Origin of the sequence: Pseudonocardia kunmingensis (assembly GCF_006716445.1) — a bacterium.
Taxonomy (GTDB): domain Bacteria; phylum Actinomycetota; class Actinomycetes; order Mycobacteriales; family Pseudonocardiaceae; genus Pseudonocardia; species Pseudonocardia kunmingensis.
This window is the reverse complement of the sequence record NZ_VFPA01000003.1, coordinates 1,188,268-1,212,042: the sequence shown is the minus strand read 5'-3', so window position 1 is coordinate 1,212,042 and position 23,775 is coordinate 1,188,268. Positions and strand designations below refer to the sequence as shown.

Here is a 23,775-nt window from a genome sequence, read left to right as displayed (position 1 = left end):
GGAGGGTCTCACGGGACGCGGCGGAACTGCCGTGACCACAACGACCACAACGACCGATGTGCGAGCAAGGCAGACACCGTCGCCGCGGGGACCCACGATGTGCGCCACGACGGACCTCGACGGAGAGGGAGGCACATGCGGAGCCGGAGTGTGGCCGCGGTGATCGCGGCGTTGGCCGCGGTGCTGCTGGTACCGCCGCTGGTCGGCGGGCTGACCGGCGGTGGGGACGGCACTCAGCTGCGCGGCCTGCGCGTCCTGGTGCCGAACGCGCCGGGCGGTGGCTACGACATCACCGCGCGCACGGCGGCGAAGGCGATGGAGGACGCGGGCCTCACCGGCGCCGTGGAGGTGTTCAACCTCCCGGGCGCGGGCGGCACGGTCGGCCTGGGCCGGACGGTGAACGAGAGCGGCAACGACCGGCTCGTCATGTCCATGGGGCTGGGCGTGGTCGGCTCGGTGTACACGAACGAGTCACCGGCCACCCTCACCGATACGACGCCGATCGCCCGGCTGACCGAGGAGACCGAGATCGTCGTCGTCGGCAAGGACTCGCCGCTGCGCTCGGTCGAGGACCTGCTCGCGCTGTGGCGGGCCGACCCGGGCGCGGTGCCCGTCGGGGGCGGTTCCAGCCCGGGCGGCCCGGACCACCTCGCGCCGATGCTCATGGCCGAGGGCGCCGGGATCGACCCGCGCGCGGTCAACTACGTCTCCTACGACGGCGGTGGCGAGCTGCTGGCCGCCGTGCTCGGCGGGAAGGTGGCGTTCGGCGTCTCCGGGCTGGGCGAGTACGCCGACCAGATCGAGGCGGGCGAGCTGCGGGTGCTCGCGGTGACCGCACCGCAGCGCGTCCCGGGTGTCGACGCGCCGACGTTGAAGGAGGCGGGCGTCGACGTGGAGTTCACGAACTGGCGCGGGATCGTCGCGCCGCCGGGGCTCAGCGAGGAGGGCCGCGCCGAGCTGGTGGACGCGTTCAGCGCGCTGCGCGAGTCCCCGGAGTGGCAGGAGGCGCTCGCGCGCAACGGCTGGCAGGACGCGTTCCTGCCCGGCGACGGGTTCGGCGACTTCCTGGCGGCCGAGAGCGACCGGGTGGCCGGGGTGCTGCGCAACCTGGGGCTCGTGGCATGACCGCGATCACCTGGTTGCGGGAGCGGTCCGAGCTGGGCGTCTCGGCGCTGCTGCTCCTCACGGGCGTCCTGGTGCTCGCCGACGTGACGGTCGCGCCGCGTTCCGGCAACGCCGCCGACCCGCTCGGCCCGAACGCCGTGCCGGTCCTGCTGGGGCTGCTGCTCGTGGCGCTGGCCGTGCTGCTCACCGTCGACGTGCTGCGCGGCGGGCGCGGCGAGGCCGAGGGCGGCGAGGACGTCGACCTCACCGCGCCCACGGACCTCCGCACGGTGCTGCTGCTCGCCGGGGTGCTCGTGGCGACGGCGGCGCTGATCCCGCTGGTCGGCTGGCCGATCGCCGGCACCGTGCTGTTCTGGGGCGCCACCTACGCGCTGGGCTCGCGCGCCTTCCCGCGCGACCTCCTGATCGCCGCGGGCGTGTCGCTCGCGACGTGGCTCGTGTTCGACGCGCTGCTCGGCGTGGACCTGCCCGGCGGACCGCTGATGGGGGCCTTCTGACATGGAGAACCTGACCCTCCTGCTCGACGGGTTCGGCCAGGCGCTGACACCGGGGAACCTGCTGTTCTCCGCGATCGGGGTGCTGCTGGGCACGGCCATCGGCGTGCTGCCCGGCATCGGCCCGGCGATGGCGGTGGCGCTGCTGCTGCCCGTCACCTACGCGTTCGACCCGACCGGCGCGTTCATCCTGTTCGCGGGCATCTACTTCGGCGCGATGTTCGGTGGCTCGACCACCTCGATCCTGCTCAACACGCCCGGCGAGAGCGCCTCGGTGATGGCGGCGATCGAGGGCAACCCGATGGCCCGCTCGGGCCGCGGCGCCCAGGCGCTCGCGACCGCCGCGATCGGGCACTTCATCGGCGGCATCGCCGGTGCGCTCGGCCTGGTGCTGCTCGCGCCGCTCGTCGCGTCGGTGGCGGTCGACATCGGTGCCCCGGACTTCTTCGCGATCATGGTGCTGGCGTTCGTGGCCGTCACGTCGGTGCTGGGCAGCTCCCGGGTGCGCGGCTTCGCGGCGCTCGCGATCGGCCTGACCATCGGCCTGGTGGGGCTCGACCCGCTGTCCGGGCAGCCGCGCCTCACGTTCGGCGTCCCGCAGCTCGCCGACGGCATCGACGTCGTGATCGTCGCGGTCGGGCTGTTCGCGGTGGGCGAGGCGCTGTGGGTGGCCGCGCACCTGCGCCGCAGCGTCGACCGCCCGATCCCGGTCGGACGGCCGTGGCTGTCGCGCGAGGACCTGCGCCGCACCTGGAAGCCGTGGCTGCGCGGGCCGTTCATCGGGTTCACCTTCGGCTCGATCCCGGCCGGCGGCGCGGAGATGTCGACGTTCATGTCCTACGTCGCCGAGCGGCGACTCTCCCGGCGACCCGAGGAGTTCGGCACCGGCGCGATCGAGGGCGTCGCCGGCCCGGAGTCGGCGGCCAGCGCCTCCTCGGCGGGCACGCTCGCCACGATGCTCACCCTGGGCCTGCCGACCACCGCGATCGCGGCCGTCATGCTCGCGGCGTTCCAGCAGTTCGGCATCCAGCCCGGCCCGCTGCTGTTCGAGACCGAGCCGGACCTGGTGTGGACGCTCATCGCCAGCCTGTTCATCGGCCTGGTGCTGCTGCTGGTGCTGAACCTGCCGCTCGCGCCGGTCTGGGCGAAGCTGCTGCGGATCCCGCGGCCGTACCTCTACGCGGGCATCCTGTTCTTCGCCTGCGTCGGCGCGTACGCGGTGAGCGGCCAGCCCGTCGACCTGCTGGTGCTGCTCGCGATCGGCGCCGTCGGGTTCCTCATGCGCCGCTACGGCCTCCCGGTGCTCCCGGCGATCATCGGCGTGATCCTCGGCCCGGACGCGGAGCTGCAGCTGCGCCGGGCCCTGCAGATCGCCGACGGCGACGTCACGACGCTGGTCTCGACGCCGCTGTCGGTGGTGGTGTACCTGGTGATCGCCGTGCTGCTCCTGCTGCCGGTGATCCGGAAGCTGACGAGGCGGGGCAGCGCTGGTGACGAGGCGCCGCCGAAGGACCGAGTGGGCGTCTGAGCGGCTTGCCGGCCGGGGCCTCAGCCGGCGGGGAGCGCGTCGCGCGTGTCGTCCAGGAACTCCCGGACCGCCGCCCCCACCTCCGTGGGGTGGTCCATCGGCGCGGAGTGGCTCGCCCCCTCGACCACGACCAGCCGCGCCCCGGGGATCAGGCTCGCGGCCTCGCGCGCGTACCGGACCGGGACGACCGTGTCCGCGGCGCCGTGCAGGACGAGGGTGGGGCAGGCGATGCGGTGCAGCTCCGGCCGGTGGTCGGTCCGCATGCGGCGGAAGCCGATCTCGACGCGGTTCCAGTCGCTGAACATGTGGCCGTCGCGCTTGGCGCGGTGCTCCGCGACGACTCCGGCCACCAGCCGGTCGCGCTCCTCGGCCGGCACGTCGTCGGCGAACGGGAAGCCGCGCACGTGCCGGGCGAGCGTGGCGGCGGTCTGCGAGCGCGTGATCAGTCGCGACAGCGGCGTGCGCAGCGCCAGCCACGCGAGCTCGTGCCGGCCGGCACCCGGCACGCGGTCCTGGATGCCGCCCGACGAGGCGAGGACCAGCCGGTCGACGCGCTCCGGGTGCCGCAGGGCCGCGCCGATCGCGGTCGTCGCGCCGAGGGAGAGCCCGATCAGCGTGGCCGAGGGCAGCGCCCAGTGGTCGAGCAGCCGCGGGACGAGGTCCTCCAGCGCGCGCTGGTCGGCGAGGGCGCGCCACGGCCGGCTGCCGCCGTGCTTGGGCAGGTCGGGGGAGTGCACGCGGTGGTCCACGGCGAGCTCCCGGGCGAGGCGGCCCCACGTCAGCGTGCTGTTGTCGAGGCCGCCGCCGTGGAGCAGGACGACCGGCGGCCCGGTGTCGCCGAGCAGGCGGTAGGCGATCCGCCCCTCCGCGAACTCGACGTGGGCCACGGCGGGGTCAGCGGGCATCGGGCGCTCCTGTGCCGTGGGTCGTGGAGAGCTGCGCGTCGAGCCGGTCGAGCACCGCCGTGAAGTCCGGGCCGCCGGAGACGGGCGCCTCCAGGCCCCGCTCGACCAGCACGGCCACCACCTCGACGGCCGCGGCCAGCCGGTCCCGCGACAGCGGACCCAGCAGCGCGTTCGCCGACAGCAGCCCGATCGTGAAGGCCGACAGCGCGAGCGAGACGGCTGCCGGCGGCGCCTCGACCCGCAACGCCCCGGCAGCGTGCAGCTGCTCGACGTACCCGGTGAGCCAGGCGGCCCGGTCGCGGTAGCGATCGGCGGGAGCGTTCCGCACCTGGGTGCCGAGGAAGTCGTGGTCGTCGAGGAACGCGGCCGTCATGAGCGGGTCGTCGAGCAGCGCATCCACGCCGAGTCGGTAGGCGGTGGCGAGGCCGACGCGCCCCGTCCCCGCCGCCTGCTCCCGCACCCGCTGCACCAGCCGGCGCATCCCCCGGACCAGCAGGGCCTGCCGCAGTTCCTGCTTGCTGCGGAACTCCCGGTAGACCGCGCCCTTGCCGATCCCGGCCCGCCGCGCGACCTGCTCCACGCTCATGCGCTCGTAGCCGTGCTCGAGCACGAGCGCCTCAGCGGCGTCGAGGATCGCGTCGGGCCGGTTCGGGATGAGCGGTCGGGGCACGCGGCTCCTCTCCTGTAGTGACCACATTAGCCGACCTGGTCACTACGAGCGGGGCGCGGGTGGATGCCAGTCGCCAGGGGCGGTGGAGTGGTCGCGCCGGTCCAGGACGAGTCAGGGGTTGCGCCTGGGTCTCTGCTGCGGATCGATCCATTTCGGTGGTATGAACTCCGGTCGCCCGTCGCGGATCCGGACGGTCCATCCTGAATGGTGGATCAGGCGGTGGTGCGCCTTGCACAACATCACCAGGTTGCACAACACGGTGTGGCCGTCGTGTTCCCATTCGAGGATATGGTGGATTTCGCACCAAGCAGGCGGACGATCACACCCCGGGTGGGCGCAACCCCGGTCGCGGGCGGTGACCGCACGGCGCAACCCGTCCGGGATCACCCGGGTGGAGCGACCCACGTCCAAGGGTTGCCCGGCGCCGTTCATCACGATCGGCACCACGGCGGCGTCGCAGGCCAGCATGCGCAGGGATTCGGGGGTGAGGGTGCCGCCGAAGTCGAGCATGGCCGAGCGGGCCCGCTGCTCCAGATCTTCGAGCCGGATGATCACGTTCAACTGGGGGCGGCGGCCGCCGGTGTCGGGGAGGGTGTCGGCCTCGCCGTGGGCGAGGACATACCCGCACGCGTCGGCGAGTGCTTCGGCCTGGCGCTGCGCGGTGGGACGCTGGTCATCCTTGCCGAGCGGCTTCGACTTCGCGTCGATGACGGTGGCGATGGCGTCGAACATGGCGGCGTCGTCGATCTGGCCGGTGATCTTCCCGCCGGATCCGCTGCGGTGACGGCGCAGGTGCAGTGTGTTGACCGGGGCGGGTGGGGTGTCGTCGGGTTCGGGTCCGTCGTCGTCGAGGGCTTCGATCAGCTGGGTGCCGAGGTTGCGCAGTTGGGTGGGCTGGTACTGGCCGGCCAGGGCGGCGAGTTGTTCTTCCAGCCCGCCGCGTTGGGCGTCGGTGAGCCGTCCCGCCGCCGGGGTGTTCAGCAGTGCGGCGATGACTTCGACGTGGCGCAGGCCGGCTTGTCCGGCGGCGAACGCCTTCGCGGTGGCCGGCAGCCGGGCGGGGAGCATGGTGCCGTCGAGCCCGATCTGCTCGCACGCCTGTTCGGCGGCGACGACGCGGCGGTGGGCTTCGTACCGGTCACAGCCCAGCAGGTCGGTCAACGCGCCGGTGGTGTCCCGATACCCGCGTTCGGTGAAGCTGCCGCGGCGTTGCAGGGCGGCGGTGGTGGCGACGGTGAGGTGCTCCAGCTGTCGTGACAGTCCTTCGCTGACCGTCAGCACCGACAACAACTCGGGATCGGAGGCCAGGCCGGATTCCGCGGCCTGCCGCAATTCGTCCAGCGCCTGTTGGAGGTGCTGGTGTGCGGCGGCGACTGCGGACATACCCCGAGTTTAGTCGAACATGTTTTCGAACGCAGGTGGCGTTCGGGTGGTTTGTGTTTGCGATAGTGGATGCTGCGGCTGCTGATTGGGTGGCTGCGTGCCGGGATATTCGTTGTCTCCGCGACTTCTGTGGGCGGGCCGTTCCCGGCTCGAGACCACTGCCTGCGCGCCTCGGCCCGGTCGTCGGCGTAGTCGGTCAGTTCCCTCGACCCCGCTCGTCGGCGGGGTGGCCGGGTTGGGTCAAGTACCGAATATCGGGGCTGGCCGGACGGCCGTTCCCGACCTGGCCCAGGCCTGTTTGGGGACGAGACCGTCGCTGTCGGGTGGATGCGCACCTTGCTGTGGTCCCGTCCCACCCCGTCCTGGTGATCATCGGACCGGTCCGCGGCCGTCCAGGCGCTCTTGATCGGCGGAAACGGGACATGCGCTGCATGGGGAGCGCGTTGCCCAATCGTGAGGCTCTCACGCGGACGAACGGCACTTTCGTCGGTACCTAGCCGACGAAAGTGCCGTTCGTCATGCGAATCCCGCTTTCACGCGCCGCGCCGATCATGAGGCCGGGAACCGGGTGACCGCCCTCCCCTGCAGCGACGGCGGCGATGTCACAGACATGATCGGAACTTCGGCGCGTTCCCGGGCGCATTCCACCCGTTTTCGCGCCGACTTCGTGATCAAGAGCGATCCCGGCGGTTGTTCAGCCGGGCGGCCTGGCGCGTCAGGTGGGCGCGTTCGGCGAGGGTGGGGGCCTTGTGGGCGGCTTCGACGTACAGCCGGGCCGCCGTCTCGAGGTCACCGTCGCGCTCGTGCAGGTACGCGGCCACCGCCGCGTGACGGGGCAGTGCGTCGTCCAGTTCCGCGAGCGCCGCCAGCCCGGCGCGCGGTCCGTCGGCCTCGCCGACGGCCACGGCGCGGTTGAGCCGGGCGACCGGGCTGCCGGTCAGGCGCACGAGCTCGTCGTACCACTCGACGATCTGGGGCCAGTCGGTCTCCTCGGCGGTGGGGGCGTCGGCGTGCAGGGCCGCGACGGCGGCCTGGGCCTGGTACTCGCCCAGCCGGTCGCGGGCCAGTGCCGCCTGCAGGATCGCGACGCCCTCGACGATCGACGCGGTGTCCCAGCGGCTGCGGTCCTGCTCGGCGAGCGGCACGAGGCTGCCGTCGGGGGCGGTGCGGCTGGCGCGGCGGGCGTGGTGGAGCAGCATGAGGGCGAGCAGGCCCGCCACCTCCGGGTGGTCGATCGCCGCCGCGAGCTGGCGGGTGAGCCGGATGGCCTCGGCGGCGAGGTCGACGTCGCCGGAGTAGCCCTCGTTGAAGACCAGGTAGAGCACGCGCAGCACGGTGGCGACGTCGCCCGGCTGGTCGAACCGCACACCGGCTACGGTGCGCTTGGCCCGGCTGATCCGCTGCGCCATGGTCGCCTCGGGCACGAGGTAGGCCTGGGCGATCTGGCGGGTGGTGAGCCCGCCGACGGCGCGCAGCGTGAGCGCGACCGCCGACGACGGGGTCAGGGACGGGTGGGCGCACAGGAAGTAGAGCTGGAGGGTGTCGTCCACCCCGGACGCCTGCCCGGGCGTGGGCTCGGTGTCGACGACCTCCTCCCGGCGGCGCCGCGCGACCTCCGCCCGGGTGGCGTCGAGGAACTTGCGCCAGGCCACGGTGACCAGCCAGCCCTTCGCATCCCGTGGCGGGTCCGCCGGCCACACGCGGACGGCCTCGACCAGCGCGTCCTGCACGGCGTCCTCGGCCGCCGCGAAGTCGGCTCCGCGGCGGACGAGGACCCCGAGCACGTTCGGTGCGAGGCTGCGGAGCAGGACCTCGTCCACCGGCGAGCTCATTCCGTGATGGTGGGCGGCTCGGTGTAGAACGGGCGCAGCTCGAGCCACTCGTGGATCGGCTTCCCGCCCGCACCGGGGGCGGCGGACAGCTCCCCGGCCAGCTCGACGGCGCGTTCGTAGCTGTCGACGTCGATCACCATCCAGCCGGCGATGAGGTCCTTCGTCTCGGCGAACGGGCCGTCGGTGACCGGCGGGCGGCCCTCGCCGTCGTACCGGACGAACGTCCCCTCGGGGGAGAGCGCCTGGCCCTCGACGAACTCGCCGGTCCCCTCGAGCCGGGCCGCGAAGTCGCGCATGTACTGCACGTGCGCCGAGACCTCCTCGGGGGTCCACTGGTCCATCGGCACGTCGTTGACCGCCGCCGGCGCGCCGCGGTAGTGCTTGAGCAGCAGGTACTTGGCCATCGTGTTCTCCTCGGTGCTGGTGCGACCCGTCGTGGTCACGTCCACCGCGGGGACGGAGCCGGTTACGGGTTCTCGACATCGCCGCCGGCAAGAATTCCACTGATGTCTACTGCCGCACCCGGCGGTCACCGAACGCGGTGAGGAACTCCTCCCGGAAGGCGTCCATCCGCTGGACCGGCGCGTGCGGCCCGGGCCGCAGCCCGTCCTGCCAGTGCCACCCGCCGATCCGGTCGAGCACCGCGGGGTCCTTCGCCACGATGCTGATCGGGACGTCGCGGTCGCTGGTGGGGCCGGTGACGACGGGGGAGGGCTGGTGGTCGCCGAGGAGCACGACGACGAGGTCGTCGTCGCCGTAGGTCTCGACGTAGGAGATGAGGCTGGTCAGGGAGTACTCGACCGCCCGCCGGTAGTCCTCGCGCACGAGCGCGGGGTCACGGGTGAGGATGGCCTCCGGCTGCTCCCCGCGGCCTTCCATGAAGTCGTAGACGGAACCGTCGCCCACCTCGGTCCAGGGCAGGAGCGGCGGCAGCGGGTTCCACGGGGCGTGGCTGGTGACGAGCGGGATCTCGGCCATCACCGGGCCTGGCTTCGCACGCTCCAGCTCCTCGAAGGCCTGCAGGGTGTACTGGTCGGGCATGGTCGCGAAGCTCATGCGGGGGCCGCGGTAGCCGAGCTCGTCGAAGTCGTAGACGCGGTCGTGGCGGTAGAACGCGCCCTCGGGCCAGTCGAGGAAGACCCCGGGCATGACGCCGACGGTCCGCCAGCCCGCCCGGCCGAAGTCGCTCACGAGCGTGTCGCGGTCGGTGGTGTGCAGCAGGTCGTGGCGCTGCTGGCCGTCGACCCACAGGCCGGAGAGGAAGGTGGCGTGGGCGAGCCAGCTGCCGGCGCCCGTGGTCGGCGAGCTGAGGTAGGCGCTGCGCGTGCCGAACCCGGCCTGCTCGAGGCGGCGGGTGCCGTCGTCGAGCACGGCGCCGACGCCCGCGGCGAGCTGCGGGTCCTCGAGCGCGACGCGCCCGTAGCTCTCCACGAAGGCGAACACCACGTCCTTGCCGCGCAGGGCGGTGAGCAGCTGGTCGTCCGGTACGTCGCGGAACGGGTCGGCGGCGAGCTCGCTCTCGAACCGCTGCAGGTCCTGCACGTCGGCGCGCACCTGTTGGGCGCGGTAGAGGGCGAGGGTGGCGGTGCTGTCGGAGGCCACCTCGATCCCCGGCACGAGCTGCGCCTCGGCCACGACGCAGCCGCTCCAGACGGCGGTGGCGGCCGCGACGGTGCGCAGCGCCGTCCGACGGTGCGGCACGACGACGCGCCGGGCCAGCCGCCCGGCGGCCCACGTCGTGGTCGCGACGACGGCGACGGCGAGGAGACCGGCGGCCACCGCGGCGGTGAGCGCAGTTCCCGGGCCACCCGCCTGCCCGAGGAAGATCGCCGCGTCGACGAGGCTGCTCCCGTCGGCCAGCACGTCGAACGGACGGCCGAGCGTGGCCGAGAAGCCCATGTCGAGGACCTTGAGCACGGTCAGCAGGCCCAGCGCCGAACCCAGCAGCGCCGCCGCGGCCGGCCGGGCCCGCCGCGGCGCGGCGAGCAGGACGGCGACCCCGGCGAGCGCCTCGACCGGGATGCGCAGGAACGCCCCGGGCGTGACCCGGCCGATCTCGTTCGGGAGCAGCAGCGCGCCGAGCACGACGACGGCGGCGAGTGCGGTGAGCACACCGCCGGTCACGGTGCGCCTGGGGAGCGGCGGTGCGCCGGTGTCCAACGACAACCCGATGTCCTCCTGTGCGTCGACGGGACGGGGGGTCCCGGCAAGCACACGGGCGGATCGGGCGCGGGGTTCAGGCTCAGCCGCCTCCGAGCGCGGGCGCGGTGGGCAGCTGGGGCTGCGCGGCGAAGAGGTCGAGGTACATGCCGCCTGCGACGAGCATCCCGAGCGCGCCGAGTACGGCACCGCCCAGAGCCAGCGCCTTGATCCACGACGCCGTGCCGGTCCGTCGGGAGTGCGCGGCCAGCAGGACACCGCCGACGAGGACGGCCAGGAGCGCGATGACGCCGTTGACGAGCGCGGCGGTGTGCCACGGGGCGCCGTAGAGCGCATCGACCTGGTCGCCGGCACCGCCGCTGACGGTCGCCTCGATCTGGCCGACGATCTCCTGCCGGGAACGCATCATGTCGCCGAGCCCGGTGCCGGTGAGCGAGGTGAGCCCGAGTCCGGCGCTGACGACGGCCGCGGCCCCCGCCGCGAACCCGGCGTCGGATGACGGCGTGCTGCGGGTGCCCGGTGCGGGGCCTTCCTACTCGGGCGTGCACTCGGTCGTCGCGGTGTTGCTCGTGCTGTCCGAAACCATTGGGCGGCACCATACGGACGGAAGCGGCCCGCACGTCGCCGGGGCGAGGGGCCGGGACGAGCGGCGCTACCGGGGCGTGCCGAAGTCCTGCGTCCAGTAGCCGTCCACCCGGGCGACGCCGATGTCCTGGAACTTGCAGTTCAGGATGTTCTTCCGGTGGCCGGAGCTCTCCATCCACAGCTGCATGGCCCGCTCCGGCGAGGTCGTGCCCGAGGCGACGTTCTCCCCGATGCTGCTCCACCGGTAGCCGGCGTCGGTGGCGCGGTCGCCGACCCGGGAGCCGTCCGAGCCCTCGTGGCCCATCTCGCCGCGCTCGGCCTGGTCCCGCGAGTGGCGCCCGGCGGCCTCGGTGAGCGCGTCGTCGACCGAGACGGGGGAGCACCCGGCCGCCTCCCGCTCCTCGTTGACCAGCGCCACGACCGTGTCCGCGTCGTCGGCGAGGGCCGGCGTCGCGGGGACGACGAGCGCCCCGGCGGTCAGTACCGCCAGGAGGGGGAGGCGTGCGGCGCGGCGGAGCCCACGAAGTTCTCTCACGGTGACTACAACACCCGATCGGGCTATCCGGATACGGCCGATCGGCGAGATCGACACCGCGAGCCGTCACGCACTGTTGTAGCCGACCGGAAGCGGACCTCCTCGGGATTGCGGGTACCCGGTCCCGTGCGAGCGGGCATGGGAGGATCGTCGCGTCGAACGGGAACCGGTGGGGAGTGGAACGCGGCAGTGTCGGACCGACGGGTGGCGGCCCGGTGACCGCATCCCGCTTCCCCCGCTGGGTCTACACCGAGGGCGGTGAACCCGACCCGCGGTTCACCCTCGCCAACGAGCGCACCTTCCTCGCGTGGATCCGCACCGCGCTGGCCCTCATCGCCGGCGGCGTCGCCCTGGAGGCGCTCTCCCTGCCGATCCAGCCCGGCTTGCGCCTGGTGGCCTCGATCCTGCTGCTCGTGCTCGGGCTCGTCTCGCCCCTGCTCGCCTGGTTCGGCTGGGCCGCCAGTGAACGGGCGCTGCGTTGCGGCCGACCGCTGCCCTCCTCCCGGCTCGGGCTGCTGCTCGCGGTGGGCGTCGCGGCGGTGGGTGTCCTCGTGCTCGTGGGCGTGCTCGTGGGTCCGGTCGGGCGGTGAGCCAGCCGGCGCTGTTCGATCCGGGGCTGCAACCGGAACGGACGCTGTTGGCCTGGCGGCGCACGGTGCTGTCGCTCGCCGTCGGCTCGCTGGTGGCGCTGCGCGTGCTGCCGCCGGTGCTCGGGGAGTGGGCGATCGGGCCCGGCGTGGTCGGGGTCGTGCTGTCGGGCGTGTTGTGGGTGCTCGCCGGGCGCCGCGCCGCTGCCGGCTACCGCGCGCTGCGCGACGGGTCCGCCGCCCTGCCGGGCGGGGGCCTGCTGCTGTTCCTCGGTGTCGTCGTCGCCGCCGCGGGCGCGGTCGGGCTGTGGTGGGCGGTCGGCTGAAGTCGTGCGCAGAAGTGCTCATTCGGTGAGCACTTCGCCGTTCAGCATGGTGGGAGGACGAACGAGAGGAACCCACCATGTTGCGGGGATTCGCCACCGTCAGCTTCTTCGCCGACGACATCGAGGAAGCGGGGCGCTGGTACGCCGAGCTGACCGGCGTGCAGCCCTACTTCCGCGTCTACCAGTGCCCGGGCTGCGGCACCCGGTCGCGGGAGGCGACGTGCGCCGGGTGCGGCGTCGAGGGCGAGCTGGGCTACCTGGAGCTGCGCATCGGTGACCACGAGGACGAGCTGGGCTTCATCCAGCGCAAGTGGGCGCCGCACGACACGTCCCGTCCGGGCGGCGCCGTGCTGTTCTGGCACGTCGACGACCTGCCCGCCGCGCTGGAGCGGTTGCAGGCACGCGGCGCCACGATCCACGAGCCGCTGATCCGCCGCGGCGCCGACGGCTGGGCCACCGCGTCCGTCCTCGACCCGTTCGGCAACGTGCTCGGCGTCATGTACAACCCGCACTACCTCGAGCAGGTGTCCGGTGCGTGACCGGGCCGAGCGGTTCCAGCCCTCCACGGTCGCCGAGTGGCGGGAATGGCTCGCCGACCACCACGCCGACCGGCCCGAGGGCGTGTGGCTCGTGAAGTGGCGCGCCGGATCCGGCGGACCGCGCCTGGACCACGGCGAGCTCGTCGAGCAGGCGCTGTGCTTCGGGTGGATCGACAGCACCGGCCGTGCCCTCGACGCGCAGCGCACGATGGTCTGGTTCACCCGGCGCCGGCCCGGCAGCGGCTGGAGCCGGTTGAACAAGCAGCGGATCGCACGCCTCACCGCCGCAGGCGAGATGGCGCCCGCCGGGCTCGCCCTCGTCGAGGCGGCGCAGGCCGACGGCTCGTGGACGCTGCTCGACGCCGTCGAGGACCTGGCGGTGCCGGCCGACCTGGACGCCGCCCTCGCGGCCACGCCGCCGGCCCGCGAGCGCTGGGACGCGCTCTCCCGGTCGGCGCGGCGGGCCGTCCTGCTGGAGATCGCGCAGGCCCGACGCCCGGCGACCCGCGCCAGGCGGGTGGCGGAGGCGGCGGGCAGGGCCGCGGCCGCCGTCAGCGCGCGAGCTCATGCATGATCACATCGACCTCAGCGCTGTTCTCGCGAGGGACGACGTGCTCGCCCGCGGCTGCTCGCACACACCTTCAGGGCGCGGCACACATGTCTGGTGGTGTGTGCGGGGCCTCGACGGTATGTGCGAGCAGCGCTTTCGACCGTGACCATGGATCGGGACCTGCGCTCCAGGGCTGTCACTCGACCCCGCCGCTGCCCTGCTCGGTCGGCGCGATCCAGACGGTCTTCGCGTTGACGAACGTCCGCGGCCCGAAACCGGCCAGCTCACGCCCGTAGCCGGAGTTCTTCGCGCCGCCGAAGGGCACCTCGGGCGTCGACTCGGTGTACTTGTTGATGTACATCATCCCGGTCTCGACCTCGTTCACGAACCGCTGCTGCTCGCCCGCGTCGCGGGTCCATGCGCTGCCGCCGAGCCCGAAGGTCGAGTCGTTCGCGATGCGGATGGCATCGTCGGCGTCGCGCGCGTGCCACACGGTGGCGACCGGCCCGAACAGCTCCTCGCGGTGCGCGGGCGAGCCGTCGGGGATGTCGGTGAGCACCGTGGGCGGGTAGAAGTTGCCCGGGCCGGGCAGCGGTTCGCCGCCGGTGCGCAGCCGCGCGCCCGCGGCCACGGTGTCGCGCACCTGCTGGTGCAGCGTCTCCACCGCGTCCGGTGACGAGAGCGGGCCGCAGTCGGTGTCCTCGGCCATCGGGTCGCCGACGGTGAGGGCTTCCATCCTCTCCACCAGCCGGCGCTCGAACTCGCCGGCGATCTCGGTGTGCACGATGAAGCGCTTGGCGTTGATGCACGACTGGCCGTTGTTCAGCATGCGGGACGAGACCGCGTTCGCGACGGCGTCGTCGAGGTCGGCCGAGGGCATGACGATGAACGCGTCGCTGCCGCCCAGTTCCAGCACGCTCGTCTTCACGGCCCCGCCCGCGGCCGCGCCGACCTGGCGCCCCGCGGGCTCGCTCCCGGTGAGGGTGACGGCCCGGACCCGGTCGTCGGCGATGATCCCCTCGATCGCGCCGGAACCGACGAGGAGCGTCTGGAAGACGCCGTCGGGGAACCCGGCGCGGCGCAGCACGTCCTCGATCGCGAGCGCGCACTGCGGCACGTTCGAGGCGAGCTTGAGCAGGCCGACGTTGCCGGCCATCAGTGCGGGCGCGGCGAACCGGAACACCTGCCAGTACGGGAAGTTCCAGGGCATGACCGCGAGCACCGGGCCCAGCGGCTCGTAGCGGGTGAAGACCTCGGCACCGGGCACGTCGTGGGGGACGTCGGCGAGGATCTCCTCGGTGTGCTCGGCGAACCAGCGACAGCCCTTCGCGCACTTGCCGACCTCGGCCACCGATGACGCCAGTGTCTTCCCGACCTCGAGGGTGGCGGTCCGGGCGAGGTCGTCGGCCTCGTCGTCCAGGATGTCGGCCGCGCGGCGCAGCAGGTCGGCACGCTCGGCCCAGCTCGTCGTGCGGTAGCCGCGGAACGCCTCGGCCGCGCGGGCGAGCTTCTCCTCGAGCTGCCCGTCGTCGAGCGGGTCGAACTCCCGCACCGTCTCGCCGGTCGTCGGGTTGGTGCTCGCGATGGCCATCGTCCCGGGCTACCCGGGTCGCCCGCCGTCACACGGCGGCGGGCTGCGGCGACAGCTCGCGCAGGCGCCCGGCCAGCTCCGAGCGGAAGAAGTCGATGAAGCCGTCGGGATCCGGCCCGGCGTTCTGCAGCACGACGTGGTCGAACCCGGCGTCGACGAACTGGCGGACCACCTCGACGTGCCGCTCGGGATCGGGCCCGCACGCGAACTTCTGCTTCACGTCGTCCTCGGTGACGGTCGTGGTCGCCGCGTCGAAGTTGACCGGGTTGGGCAGCTCGCTCATCACCTTCCAGCCGGTCAGCGCCCAGCGGGTCGTCTCGCGCACGGCCTGCGCCGCGGTCTGCTCGTCGGGCGCCCACGCCACCGGGGCCTCCGCGTAGAGCGGGCCGCCGCCGCCGGCCGACCGGTAGGTCTCGACGAACCCGCGCTCGGGCTGCGTGGCGAACAGCCCGTCGCCGAGCTCGGCGGCCAGCGCCGCGGCGTCCGGCCCGCCGGCGGCCACGGCGATCACCGGCAGCTCGTCGGGGAGGTCGAAGACCCGGGCGTCCTCGAGCTGCAGGTAGGTGCCGTCGTAGGAGCGGTAGCCGCCCTGCCAGAGCAGCCGGATGATCTCCAGTGCCTCGCGGAGCATCGCGTGCCGCTTGCGGACGGCCGGGAACCCGGTGCCGACCACGTGCTCGTTGAGCCGCTCGCCCGAGCCGACGCCGAGGGTGAACCGCCCGTCGGAGACGAGCGCGAGCGTCGCCGCCGCCTGCGCGATGATCGCCGGGTGGTACCGCACGGTCGGGCAGGTGACGCCGGTGGCCAGGCCGATGCGGTCGGTCCGCGCCGCGATGGCGCCCAGCACCGTCCACGCGAACGGCGAGTGCCCCTGCACGTCCAGCCAGGGGTGGTAGTGGTCGCTGATCTCCACGAAGTCGAAACCCGCCTCCTCGGCGAGCCGGGCCTGCCGGATCAGCTCCTGGGGCCCGAACGCCTCCGCCGCGAGCTTGTAGCCGAGCTTCATCTGCCGGTTCCTCCCCGGTCGGACAGGTGATCGTCGTGCCTCGGCTACCCGGCGCCGAGAGGCGGAAACGGCCGTCCCGCCCCGCGCGGCCGGGCATCGCCGAGTTGTCGTGCCCAGGTGGGGCAGCTACCGTCGGCCGCAGGTTGGACCCACAGCCGATGATCTGTCGCACAGCAGGTGGATCCCGTTCGCGGATCTGTCACCGGGCTGCGAGCGCTCGCCCCTGCTGCCGGAGGCCGAAGGGGGTCCACCGATGACCGGTTGCTCGTCCGAGTTCGTGCGGGTGGACCGCTGCGCGGATGTCCTGGTCATCTCCGTCCGAGGCGCGGTGGACATTCCCACCGCTCCGCGCCTGGCAAAGGCGCTGGACTCCGCGCGGCGGGCAGGCCCGGCCGCGGTGGTCCTGGATCTCTCCGGCGTGTCGTTCCTGTGCGCGGCGGGACTGCGGGTGCTCGCGGATGCCGCACGAGACGTTCCCGGCCTCCAGGTGGTCGCGGCCACTCGTGCGGTGCTTCGCCCCGTGGAGGTGACGGGGATGAGCGGCCGGCTGTCGATCCACGCTGACCGGGAGCGGGCGCTCTCGGCCACGGCCGGCAGGGCTGCGGGGCCGGTGTCCGCCGTCGGCGCCCGCCGTCCGGCCGGGTGACCGGTCCGGTCGCTCACGCCATTGCCAGCGGGGCCCGGAGCCGGGGAGACTTGGCCGGTCGGAGGCACCTCGAGTGCGCCAATCCCCATGACGTTCCGTCTTCGGCTCTTCACCACCGACGGCCGCGCCGGTCCTGCCGCGCGGTACGGGAATCGAGCCGCGAGAGTGGGCCGCGAGCACCAGCAGCACGACGAGCACGCCGGGCCGGATCGTGGGCTGGCCGAGCTCCAGGAACTCCTCCTGACCTCCGACACCGTGCAGGAGTTCCTCGGTGACGTCGCCGCGGCGGTGGCGCGTGAACTGGGCGCGAACCGGTTCTCCTGTGCGGTGACGGTGCGGACGCACCGGCGGCGCCCGGCGACGCTGGGCACCAGCGACTCCTTCGCCGCCGCGCTGGACGAGGTCCAGTACGGCCAGGACCAGGGCCCGTGCCTGCACGCCCTGCGCACCGGTGAGATCGTGGAGATGATCGACATTGCCGCCGACCGGCGCTGGCCGCGCTTCGCCGCGCTGGCGGCCGAGCAGGGCACCGGGTCTGCCTTGTCGTTGCCGCTGGGCACTGCACCGACCGGGAGGGTCGGCGCCCTGAACCTCTACGCGCGTGTGCCGGAGGCGTTCACCGACGACGACCGGGAGCGGGCCCGCCGCTACGCGGCCCAGGCCGCCGCCGCCGTCGCCATCGGCGTCCGGCTGGCCCAACGGGCAGAGCTGAGCGAGGACCTGCGCGCAGGGCTGTCCTCCCGTGCGACGATCGACCAGGCCATCGGCATCGTCATGGCTCAGCGCCGGTGCGACGCGGATGCGGCCTTCGCCGTGCTGCGGGAGCTGTCGCAGACCAGCAACACCAAGCTCCGCGAGGTCGCGGCCCAGGTCATCGCCCACGTCACAGGCCCGAGCACGGACTAGGCTCCCACCCGGACGAACGGCACTCTCGTCGCTACCTAGCCGACGAAAGTGCCGTTCGTCATGCGAATCCCGTTCGGTCACGTCGCGGTCGCGGGGCCGTCGTGCTAGACATGCAGAAGTGCGCATGTTTCCATGCGTCGGTGTCAGGGAGCGGAGGGCGCGGCATGGGGCACGGCCATGGTCACGGGCACTCCGCCGAGGGTGACCGGAAGCGGCTGGGGGTCGCGCTCGCGGTCACCCTGCTGACCGCGGTGCTGGGCGCCGTGGGGGCCGCCTTGAGCGGGTCGCTCGCGCTGCTGGCCGACCTCGGGCACCTGCTCACCGACGCGGGTGCGCTGGCCGCCGCGCTCGTCGCCTCGCTGCTGGCGGCCCGGCCGAGCAGCCTGCGCCGCACCTACGGGCTCGGGCGCGTCGAGGTGCTCGTCGCGGGTCTCAACGCGATCGCACTGATGATCGTCGTGGTCTGGGTGGCGGTGGAGGGCGTGCAGCGCCTGTTCACCCCCGCCGACGTGCCGGGCCTGCCGTTGCTCGTGATCGGCGTCCTCGGCCTCGCGGGCAACGTCGTGTCGCTGCTGGTGCTCGCAGGCGGTGACCGCCGCGACATGAACATGCGCGGCGCCATGCTGCACGTGCTGGGTGACGCGCTGGGGTCGGTCGGGGTCCTGGTCGCGGCCGCGGTGCTGCTGACCACCGGCTGGCCCTACGCCGACACGGTGGCGTCGCTGTTCATCGTGGCGCTGGTCGTCCCGCGCGCCGTGGGTCTCCTCCGCGAGGTGGGGCACGTGCTGTTGGAGGGGGCGCCGCGGGGGATCGACGTCGCCGAGGTGCAGGACGCGCTGCGCGGCGTCCCCGGCGTGGCGGACGTGCACGACCTGCACGTGTGGGCCATCAACGACCGGAAGCCCTCGGTGTCGGCCCACGTCGTCCTGGACGGCGTCGACGGGCACGGGGGGTGCGGGGACGGGTCGGTGCTGGACCGCGCCGCGCGCACCCTGCGCGAGCGGTTCGGCCTCGCGCACAGCACGCTGCAGGTCGAGCACCACGCCCACGCGGGCCACGAGGAGAGCTGCGAGGAGCCGCCCGCGCCGAGGCGCGGTACCGGCGCCGGTTGACCCAGGTCACAGGCTTACCCTGGTCAGACGTGACCAGGTCGTGAGCGGTGTCATCGACGGGTTCGTCGTCATCGGTGTCGTCGTCGCGGTCGGCTTCGTCGTCGGGCGCGCCGGCGTGCTCGGTCCCACCGCAACGCACGTGCTCTCCCGCGCGGCGTTCTTCGTCGCGTCCCCCGCCCTGCTGTTCGTCACCCTCGCGCGCGCCGACGTCGGCGCGGTCTTCTCCCACGCACTGGTCGTCACGGCGGTGACGAGCGTGCTGGCGTGCCTGCTCTACGTCCCGGTCGGGCTCCTGCTGCGGCGGCCCGCGGCGGAGACGGCGGTGGGGGCGATGGCGAGCGGCTACGTCAACGCGGGCAACCTCGGCCTGCCGATCGCCACCTACGTGCTGGGGGCCGCGGCCGAGGTCGCACCGGTGCTGCTGTTCCAGCTCGCGGTCCTCACCCCGCTGTTCACGACGGTGCTCGACGTGCTCGCGGAGCGGGCGAACGGCCGCCGCCCGAACCTGCTGCGGGCCCTGACCGCGCCGCTGCGCAACCCGATCGCCATCGCCACGGGCGCCGGGATCGCGGTGTCGGCGACGGGGTGGCTCCCGCCGGACCCGCTGCTCGCCCCGATCGAGCTCATCGCGGACCTGGCGGTGCCCGGCATGCTGCTCGCGTTCGGGATCTCGCTGTGCGGGGCGCAGCGGCCGGGCGCCGGGGCCACCGCGCCGCTGCTGACGACCATCCTGCTGCTCAAGAACGTCGTGCACCCGGTGCTGGCCCTGCTCGCGGGCCTGGTCCTCGGGCTGCAGGGGCACGCGCTGCTCGCCGTGGTGGTCTGCGCGGCGCTGCCGACCGCGCAGAACGTGTTCGGCTACGCGGTCCGGTTCGACCAGGGCGTCGCCCTCAGCCGGGACGCGGCGTGGAGCACGACGCTCGTGAGCGTCCCCGTCCTGTTCGGGGTGGTCGCCCTGCTCGCGTGATCCGCGACTCCGTTCTGTGACCGAATCGATCCGGAGCGTTGCTCATCGCGCGCGTTTGTGCCACCGTCCTCGGGGGGACGGGGCCGCCGCCGACGGACGATGGATGGGGCGCGATGACGCACGTGACCGAGTGGCTGCCGCGCGACTGCGGCCAGGCTCCGGAGCCGGTGGACGTGCGACTGCACGCTCCGGTGCCCGACGTCGTGGTCGTGCGCGTCGGCGGCGCGATCGACGCGGCGGCCGCGGCGGTGCTGGCCGAGCGGGTCGGGCAGCAGTACCGCCGCGCCTGCCACGTCGTCCTCGACCTCACCGACGTGACCCACCTGGGGGCAGGCGGCCTGCGCGTGCTGCGGGAGCTGCTCCGCCGGGCGGCCCTGGTGGGCGTGCGCCTGCACCTGGCGGCCGACCACCGCGCCGTCTGCCGGCCGCTGCACCTGGCCGGGATGGGCACGGCCGCGGTGCTCAGCCCCAGCGCGGACCTGGTCGTGGCCCGCCTGGTCTGCCGTCGCTCGGCCGCGCCCCGCCTCCGCGCGCAGGCGCCCGAGGCGTACGCGTCGCGCCGGTTCGCCACCCAGCTCGAGATGCTCCTCGCGGCGGCCGTGGAGGAACCCGCGGCCCGCCTCGTGCCCGCCCGCTGAGCGCGGTCAGGCTCCGGGGGCAGGCGCGTCGAGGAACTGCACCACCACGTCCTGGACCAGCGCGGTGCGGGCGAGCCCGAAGAAGTGCGTGGTACCCGGGAACACCGCCAGCTGCGAGGCCGGGACTCCGTCGAAGTCGCCGTTGACGTCGCCGCCGCGCAGCCGCAGGAACCGGACCGCGTGCTCGAGCCGCACGGCGTCGCAGTCGCCGACCGTGATCAGGGTGGGGGCGGCGATCCCCTCGATGTCGGCGTCGGACCAGCCCGCGACGCCGTCGTCGTAGGCGCCCAGCTTGTCGAGCAGGTCCTGCAGCTTGTCCGGGTTCGGCGACTTGGCGCGGTACTCCTGCTCCATCGGGGTGCCCGCGATCATGTCGACCGTCATCTCGCCGACCGCGTCGCTGTTCTGCCCGCGGTCCCCGTCGGGGTGGAACGACACGGACGACACGATCAGCTTGCGGACCAGCTCGGGGTGCTTGACGGCCAGGTACAGCGCCACCGCGCCACCCACGCTGAACCCGAAGACGTCGGCCTGCCCGACGCCCAGGTGCCGGAGCAGGCCGACGACGTCCGAGGCGAGGTCCGCCGTGCGCAGCGGCCGGTCGATGTCACCCGTGCGGCCGTGGCCCTGGAAGTCGGCGGCGATCACCCGGCGGCCCTCCGCCAGCCCCGGGAGCAGCGCGCCGAACTGCTGGTCGATGTCGAACAGCCCGCCGTGCAGCAGGAGCAGCGGCGTGCCGCCCGACCCGTGGATCTCGTAGTACATCTGCAGGCCGTTCACCGGGACGTAGCCGGTCTCCGTCGCGGGCACGGCGGAAGTCTCCCGATCAGGCGCGAGACGGTCAAATGCGTCCGCGGCCGAGGGCCGGCCCGCATCCGGCAGTGCGGCGGGAGCTCCGGTCGATCGGGGGCGAACATCTGCTGGAACGCCGGATCGGCGAGCCGGCCCCCCGGACCACTAAGCTCCCGGCCATGTCGCGGGTCAACGACGTCGGCGGGCAGACCGGCTTCGGAGCGGTGGTCGTCGAGCCGGACGAGCCGGCGTTCCACGCCGACTGGGAGGCGCGGGTGTACGCGCTCAACGTCGCGATGCTGCGCCGCGGCGTCTACACCCTCGACCAGTTCCGCGACGCGATCGAGCGGATGCCGCCCGCCGAGTACCTCGCGGCGTCCTACTACGAGCGCTGGCTCCACGCGGTGGAGACGCTCACGGCGCCGGGCGATGGCTGAGCCGCGGTTCGCGGTGGGCGACCGCGTGCGCGCTCACGCCGTGGACCCGCCCCACCACACGCGCGTGCCCCGCTACGCCCGCGGGCACGTGGGCGAGGTGGTGGAGGTGCAGGGGAGCTGGCCGCTGGCCGACGACCGCGCGCGGGCGGTCGGGCAGCCGCGGGTCGAGCCGGTGTACCTGGTCCGGTTCCCGGCCGCGGACCTGTGGGGGCCGCCGGGCGGGCACTGGGTGCAGGTGGAGTTGTGGGAGTCCTACCTGGAGGTCGTGACGTGAGCGGCAGGCATGCGAGCTCCGAGGTCGCGGTGCGGGTGCGCCGGCTGGAGGAGCGGCTGATCGCCGCGGGGCTCACCAGCGACGAGGAGCTCGACGCGGTCATCGGGCAGGTCCTGTCGGGGTCGCCGGCGAACGGTGCGCGGGTCGTCGCCCGTGCCTGGGTCGACCCGGCGTTCCGCGAGCGCCTGCAGGCCGACGCGAACGCGGCGCTCGCCGAGCTCGGCCTGTCGATGAGCACCGGCCCCCAGCCGCAGCGGTTCACCGTCCTGCCCAACACGCCGCAGCGGCACCACGTCCTGGTCTGCACCCTGTGCTCGTGCTACCCGATCAGCCTGCTCGGGCCGTCGCCGTCCTGGTACAAGAGCGAGGCGTACCGGGCGCGCATCGTCCGGGAGCCGCGCGCGGTACTGGCCGAGTTCGGTCTGGTGCTGCCCGGCGACACCGAGATCGTCGTGCACGACACCAGCGCGGAGAGCAGGCACATGGTGCTCCCCGTGCGCCCGGAGGGCACAGGGCACCTGGGCGAGGCCGAGCTGGCGACGCTGGTCACGCGGGAGGGACTGATCGGAACGGCGGCGGTGTGAGGGCCGGTCGGCTAACGGGGGAGCAGGCCGTTCGCGATCACTTCGGTCGCCGTCGCGAGTAGCGTGCGGAGCTCGCCCTCCTCGCGGCGCAGCGCGTCGGGACGCCAGTGCAGGCTGATGACGCCGTTCCAGCTCGCCCACAGGACGGTGGCGACCGCTTCGGGGTCGACGGGCCGCAGCTCGCCCGCGTCGACGCCACGGCGCAGCGCGTCGGTCAGGCGTTCGTTCTGCTCGTGGACGGAGCGGGCGAGCCGGTCGGCCAGCTCGTGGCCTGCGGCGTACTGCCCGGGGGCGCCGGGGAACGCCAGCATCCGGAAGTAGTCGGGGTGGGCGAGGTAGAAGTCGAGGTAGGCATCCGCCGCCGCGTAGAGCTGCTGCAGGGGCGTGCCGCTGCGGAGGTAGGCGCGGTCCATGTAGGTCCGGTCGGCCTGCAGCGCGTTCTCGACGACGGCTGCCTGCAGCCCTGCCTTCGACCCGAAGTGGTTGTAGAGGGAGCCCACGGCGACGCCGGCGCGGGCGGCGATGTCGTCCACGGTCACGTCGTCGGCCGGGTGCGCGCGGAAGAGCTCCTCGGCTGCGCTCAGCAGAGCCGTCACGGTCCGCTGCTTGCGGGGGTCCATCACTGCCTTTCGGTCGGCGTAGTTGCAATCGTTGCACGAGCTGCACGCGGCCTGTTACCGTGGAAAGATCTTGTAAGCTTTACACGAACTGGGGCGCGATGACGGAGGTGTGGCGGGACCCGCGGCTCGGCCGAGTCCGCACCGTGGAGCTGTCCGCCGGAACGCTCGCCTACCACGACGTCGGCAACGGTCCTGTGCTGGTGTTCGTCCACGGCTACCTCGTCAACGCCAACCTCTGGCGCGCGCTCGTACCGCTGCTCGGCGACCGGTTCCGCTGCATCGCACCCGACTGGCCCCTCGGCGCGCACCGCATCCCCCTGCGGCCGGACGCCGACCTCTCGCCGCGCGGTGTCGCCCGCATGGTCACGGAGCTGCTCGAGGCCCTCGACCTCACCGACGTCACGCTCGTCGGCAACGACTCCGGTGGCGCCTACTCCCAGATCGCCGCGGCGCAACGGCCGGAGCGGCTCGGCAGGCTCGTCCTCAACTCCTGCGAGACCCCCTGGTGCTCGTGGCCCCCGGGGCCCGGCGGGTTCGGCCTGCTCAAGGCCGCGGCGCAGTACCCGGCCACGCATCTCGCGCTGTACCAGGCGCTGCGGGCGCCGGCCACGTGGCGGTGGCGCAACACCTACGGCTGGCTGGCGAAGCACCCGATCGACGCGACGGTGATGCGCAGCTACGTGCGTCCCGTGCTGACCGACCGCGCGATCCGGCGCGACGGCCGCAAGGCGATCGCGAGCGTGTCCCCCCGCGAGCTCCGGCCCGCGGCCGAGCGGCTCGAGCGGTCGCCGTTGCCGGTGCTGTGCGCGTGGGCGGCCGAGGAGCGCGTCTTCCCGCTCGGGCACGCGCAGCGCTACGCCCGTGCGCTCGGGGCCGACCTGCGCACGATCGGCGACTCCTACACCTACACCGCCGAGGACCAGCCGCGGCGCACCGCCGAGGTGCTGCGCGACTGGATCTGCGCGACCCCGTCGGCCCGCTGA

The 23,775-nt window shown here is 73.5% G+C and carries 28 protein-coding genes; 16 read left to right on the top strand and 12 right to left on the bottom strand.

Annotated elements, in window-relative coordinates:
* Positions 1–135 precede the first annotated feature (135 nt).
* The 3 genes from FB558_RS28730 to FB558_RS28720 are packed head-to-tail and all read left to right on the top strand — an operon-like array spanning position 136 to position 3,147.
* Complete coding sequence (locus FB558_RS28730) at positions 136–1,125, top strand: Bug family tripartite tricarboxylate transporter substrate binding protein (protein ID WP_142058611.1); 990 nt, start codon at positions 136–138, stop codon at positions 1,123–1,125.
* Complete coding sequence (locus tag FB558_RS28725) at positions 1,122–1,622, top strand: tripartite tricarboxylate transporter TctB family protein (protein ID WP_142058609.1); 501 nt, start codon at positions 1,122–1,124, stop codon at positions 1,620–1,622. Before FB558_RS28730 ends, FB558_RS28725 begins: the two co-directional genes overlap by 4 nt.
* A 1-nt stretch (position 1,623) precedes the next feature.
* Complete coding sequence (locus FB558_RS28720) at positions 1,624–3,147, top strand: tripartite tricarboxylate transporter permease (protein WP_142058607.1); 1,524 nt, start codon at positions 1,624–1,626, stop codon at positions 3,145–3,147.
* Positions 3,148–3,167: 20 nt separating this feature from the next.
* Here FB558_RS28720 and FB558_RS28715 read toward each other — a convergent pair whose 3' ends face one another.
* The 8 genes from FB558_RS28715 to FB558_RS28680 all read right to left on the bottom strand — a co-directional run bounded on the left by FB558_RS28715 (position 3,168) and on the right by FB558_RS28680 (position 11,217).
* The gene (locus FB558_RS28715; protein ID WP_142058605.1) at positions 3,168–4,052 is read right to left on the bottom strand and encodes an alpha/beta fold hydrolase; all 885 of its coding nucleotides are present in this window, start codon (positions 4,050–4,052) and stop codon (positions 3,168–3,170) included.
* Positions 4,042–4,722 (bottom strand): TetR/AcrR family transcriptional regulator, encoded by a 681-nt coding sequence (locus FB558_RS28710; protein WP_142058603.1) that lies wholly within the window; start codon positions 4,720–4,722, stop codon positions 4,042–4,044. Before FB558_RS28710 ends, FB558_RS28715 begins: the two co-directional genes overlap by 11 nt.
* A gap of 111 nt (positions 4,723–4,833) precedes the next feature.
* The gene (locus tag FB558_RS28705; protein ID WP_142058601.1) at positions 4,834–6,105 is read right to left on the bottom strand and encodes an HNH endonuclease signature motif containing protein; all 1,272 of its coding nucleotides are present in this window, start codon (positions 6,103–6,105) and stop codon (positions 4,834–4,836) included.
* Positions 6,106–6,776: 671 nt separating this feature from the next.
* Positions 6,777–7,937 carry an RNA polymerase sigma factor gene (locus tag FB558_RS28700; RefSeq protein ID WP_142058599.1) on the bottom strand — a complete coding sequence of 387 codons (1,161 nt, stop codon included), beginning with the start codon at positions 7,935–7,937 and terminating at the stop codon, positions 6,777–6,779.
* On the bottom strand, positions 7,934–8,341 hold the full coding sequence (locus tag FB558_RS28695; protein WP_142059231.1) for a YciI family protein: 408 nt from the start codon (positions 8,339–8,341) through the stop codon (positions 7,934–7,936). Before FB558_RS28695 ends, FB558_RS28700 begins: the two co-directional genes overlap by 4 nt.
* A 106-nt stretch (positions 8,342–8,447) precedes the next feature.
* Positions 8,448–10,103, bottom strand: coding sequence for an alkaline phosphatase family protein (locus tag FB558_RS28690; RefSeq protein ID WP_142058597.1), 1,656 nt, complete (start codon positions 10,101–10,103; stop codon positions 8,448–8,450).
* A gap of 76 nt (positions 10,104–10,179) precedes the next feature.
* Positions 10,180–10,506: a hypothetical protein gene (locus tag FB558_RS28685; RefSeq protein WP_142058595.1), complete on the bottom strand. Its 327-nt coding sequence runs from the start codon at positions 10,504–10,506 to the stop codon at positions 10,180–10,182.
* A gap of 243 nt (positions 10,507–10,749) precedes the next feature.
* The gene (locus tag FB558_RS28680) at positions 10,750–11,217 is read right to left on the bottom strand and encodes a CAP domain-containing protein (protein ID WP_170231571.1); all 468 of its coding nucleotides are present in this window, start codon (positions 11,215–11,217) and stop codon (positions 10,750–10,752) included.
* Positions 11,218–11,432: 215 nt separating this feature from the next.
* On the opposite strand from FB558_RS28680, the gene FB558_RS28675 reads away from it, so the two are divergent.
* The 4 genes from FB558_RS28675 to FB558_RS28660 all read left to right on the top strand — a co-directional run bounded on the left by FB558_RS28675 (position 11,433) and on the right by FB558_RS28660 (position 13,243).
* A complete protein-coding gene (locus FB558_RS28675; RefSeq protein ID WP_142058591.1) occupies positions 11,433–11,807 on the top strand; it encodes a YidH family protein in 375 nt (124 codons plus the stop codon).
* The gene (locus FB558_RS28670) at positions 11,804–12,130 is read left to right on the top strand and encodes a DUF202 domain-containing protein (protein ID WP_142058589.1); all 327 of its coding nucleotides are present in this window, start codon (positions 11,804–11,806) and stop codon (positions 12,128–12,130) included. Before FB558_RS28675 ends, FB558_RS28670 begins: the two co-directional genes overlap by 4 nt.
* A 77-nt stretch (positions 12,131–12,207) precedes the next feature.
* Entirely contained in the window at positions 12,208–12,669 is a 462-nt protein-coding gene (locus FB558_RS28665; protein WP_142058587.1) for a VOC family protein, read from the top strand.
* Positions 12,662–13,243 (top strand): YdeI/OmpD-associated family protein, encoded by a 582-nt coding sequence (locus FB558_RS28660; protein ID WP_142058585.1) that lies wholly within the window; start codon positions 12,662–12,664, stop codon positions 13,241–13,243. The genes FB558_RS28665 and FB558_RS28660 overlap by 8 nt, the downstream gene beginning before the upstream one ends.
* Positions 13,244–13,415: 172 nt before the next feature.
* On the opposite strand, the gene FB558_RS28655 is transcribed toward FB558_RS28660, so the two are convergent.
* Entirely contained in the window at positions 13,416–14,810 is a 1,395-nt protein-coding gene (locus FB558_RS28655; protein ID WP_142058583.1) for an NAD-dependent succinate-semialdehyde dehydrogenase, read from the bottom strand.
* 28 nt (positions 14,811–14,838) lie between these two features.
* Positions 14,839–15,816 (bottom strand): TIGR03557 family F420-dependent LLM class oxidoreductase, encoded by a 978-nt coding sequence (locus FB558_RS28650; protein WP_142058581.1) that lies wholly within the window; start codon positions 15,814–15,816, stop codon positions 14,839–14,841.
* A 253-nt stretch (positions 15,817–16,069) separates the two neighbouring features.
* Here FB558_RS28650 and FB558_RS28645 point away from each other — a divergent pair, with 253 nt between their 5' ends.
* The 5 genes from FB558_RS28645 to FB558_RS28625 all read left to right on the top strand — a co-directional run bounded on the left by FB558_RS28645 (position 16,070) and on the right by FB558_RS28625 (position 20,085).
* On the top strand, positions 16,070–16,462 hold the full coding sequence (locus FB558_RS28645; RefSeq protein WP_142058579.1) for an STAS domain-containing protein: 393 nt from the start codon (positions 16,070–16,072) through the stop codon (positions 16,460–16,462).
* Between the two features lie 165 nt (positions 16,463–16,627).
* Positions 16,628–17,368 carry a GAF and ANTAR domain-containing protein gene (locus tag FB558_RS28640; protein WP_170231570.1) on the top strand — a complete coding sequence of 247 codons (741 nt, stop codon included), beginning with the start codon at positions 16,628–16,630 and terminating at the stop codon, positions 17,366–17,368.
* Positions 17,369–17,508: 140 nt separating this feature from the next.
* Positions 17,509–18,480 carry a cation diffusion facilitator family transporter gene (locus FB558_RS28635; protein WP_246106802.1) on the top strand — a complete coding sequence of 324 codons (972 nt, stop codon included), beginning with the start codon at positions 17,509–17,511 and terminating at the stop codon, positions 18,478–18,480.
* Between the two features lie 40 nt (positions 18,481–18,520).
* A complete protein-coding gene (locus FB558_RS28630) occupies positions 18,521–19,447 on the top strand; it encodes an AEC family transporter (protein ID WP_142058575.1) in 927 nt (308 codons plus the stop codon).
* A 113-nt stretch (positions 19,448–19,560) separates the two neighbouring features.
* On the top strand, positions 19,561–20,085 hold the full coding sequence (locus tag FB558_RS28625; RefSeq protein WP_142058573.1) for an STAS domain-containing protein: 525 nt from the start codon (positions 19,561–19,563) through the stop codon (positions 20,083–20,085).
* A 6-nt stretch (positions 20,086–20,091) separates the two neighbouring features.
* On the opposite strand, the gene FB558_RS28620 is transcribed toward FB558_RS28625, so the two are convergent.
* Positions 20,092–20,895 (bottom strand): alpha/beta fold hydrolase, encoded by an 804-nt coding sequence (locus FB558_RS28620; RefSeq protein WP_211366892.1) that lies wholly within the window; start codon positions 20,893–20,895, stop codon positions 20,092–20,094.
* Between the two features lie 161 nt (positions 20,896–21,056).
* Here FB558_RS28620 and FB558_RS45560 point away from each other — a divergent pair, with 161 nt between their 5' ends.
* From FB558_RS45560 to FB558_RS28605, 3 genes are read left to right on the top strand one after another with little or no spacing between them, the layout of a single operon-like run.
* Positions 21,057–21,314 carry an SH3-like domain-containing protein gene (locus tag FB558_RS45560; protein WP_142058571.1) on the top strand — a complete coding sequence of 86 codons (258 nt, stop codon included), beginning with the start codon at positions 21,057–21,059 and terminating at the stop codon, positions 21,312–21,314.
* Positions 21,307–21,588 (top strand): SH3-like domain-containing protein, encoded by a 282-nt coding sequence (locus tag FB558_RS45555; RefSeq protein ID WP_142058569.1) that lies wholly within the window; start codon positions 21,307–21,309, stop codon positions 21,586–21,588. The genes FB558_RS45560 and FB558_RS45555 overlap by 8 nt, the downstream gene beginning before the upstream one ends.
* Positions 21,585–22,172: a nitrile hydratase subunit alpha gene (locus tag FB558_RS28605; RefSeq protein ID WP_142058567.1), complete on the top strand. Its 588-nt coding sequence runs from the start codon at positions 21,585–21,587 to the stop codon at positions 22,170–22,172. The genes FB558_RS45555 and FB558_RS28605 overlap by 4 nt, the downstream gene beginning before the upstream one ends.
* A gap of 11 nt (positions 22,173–22,183) precedes the next feature.
* Here the strand turns inward: FB558_RS28605 and FB558_RS28600 are convergent, their stop codons facing one another.
* Positions 22,184–22,768 (bottom strand): TetR/AcrR family transcriptional regulator, encoded by a 585-nt coding sequence (locus tag FB558_RS28600; protein ID WP_246106801.1) that lies wholly within the window; start codon positions 22,766–22,768, stop codon positions 22,184–22,186.
* Between the two features lie 122 nt (positions 22,769–22,890).
* On the opposite strand from FB558_RS28600, the gene FB558_RS28595 reads away from it, so the two are divergent.
* On the top strand, positions 22,891–23,775 hold the full coding sequence (locus FB558_RS28595; RefSeq protein ID WP_142058565.1) for an alpha/beta fold hydrolase: 885 nt from the start codon (positions 22,891–22,893) through the stop codon (positions 23,773–23,775).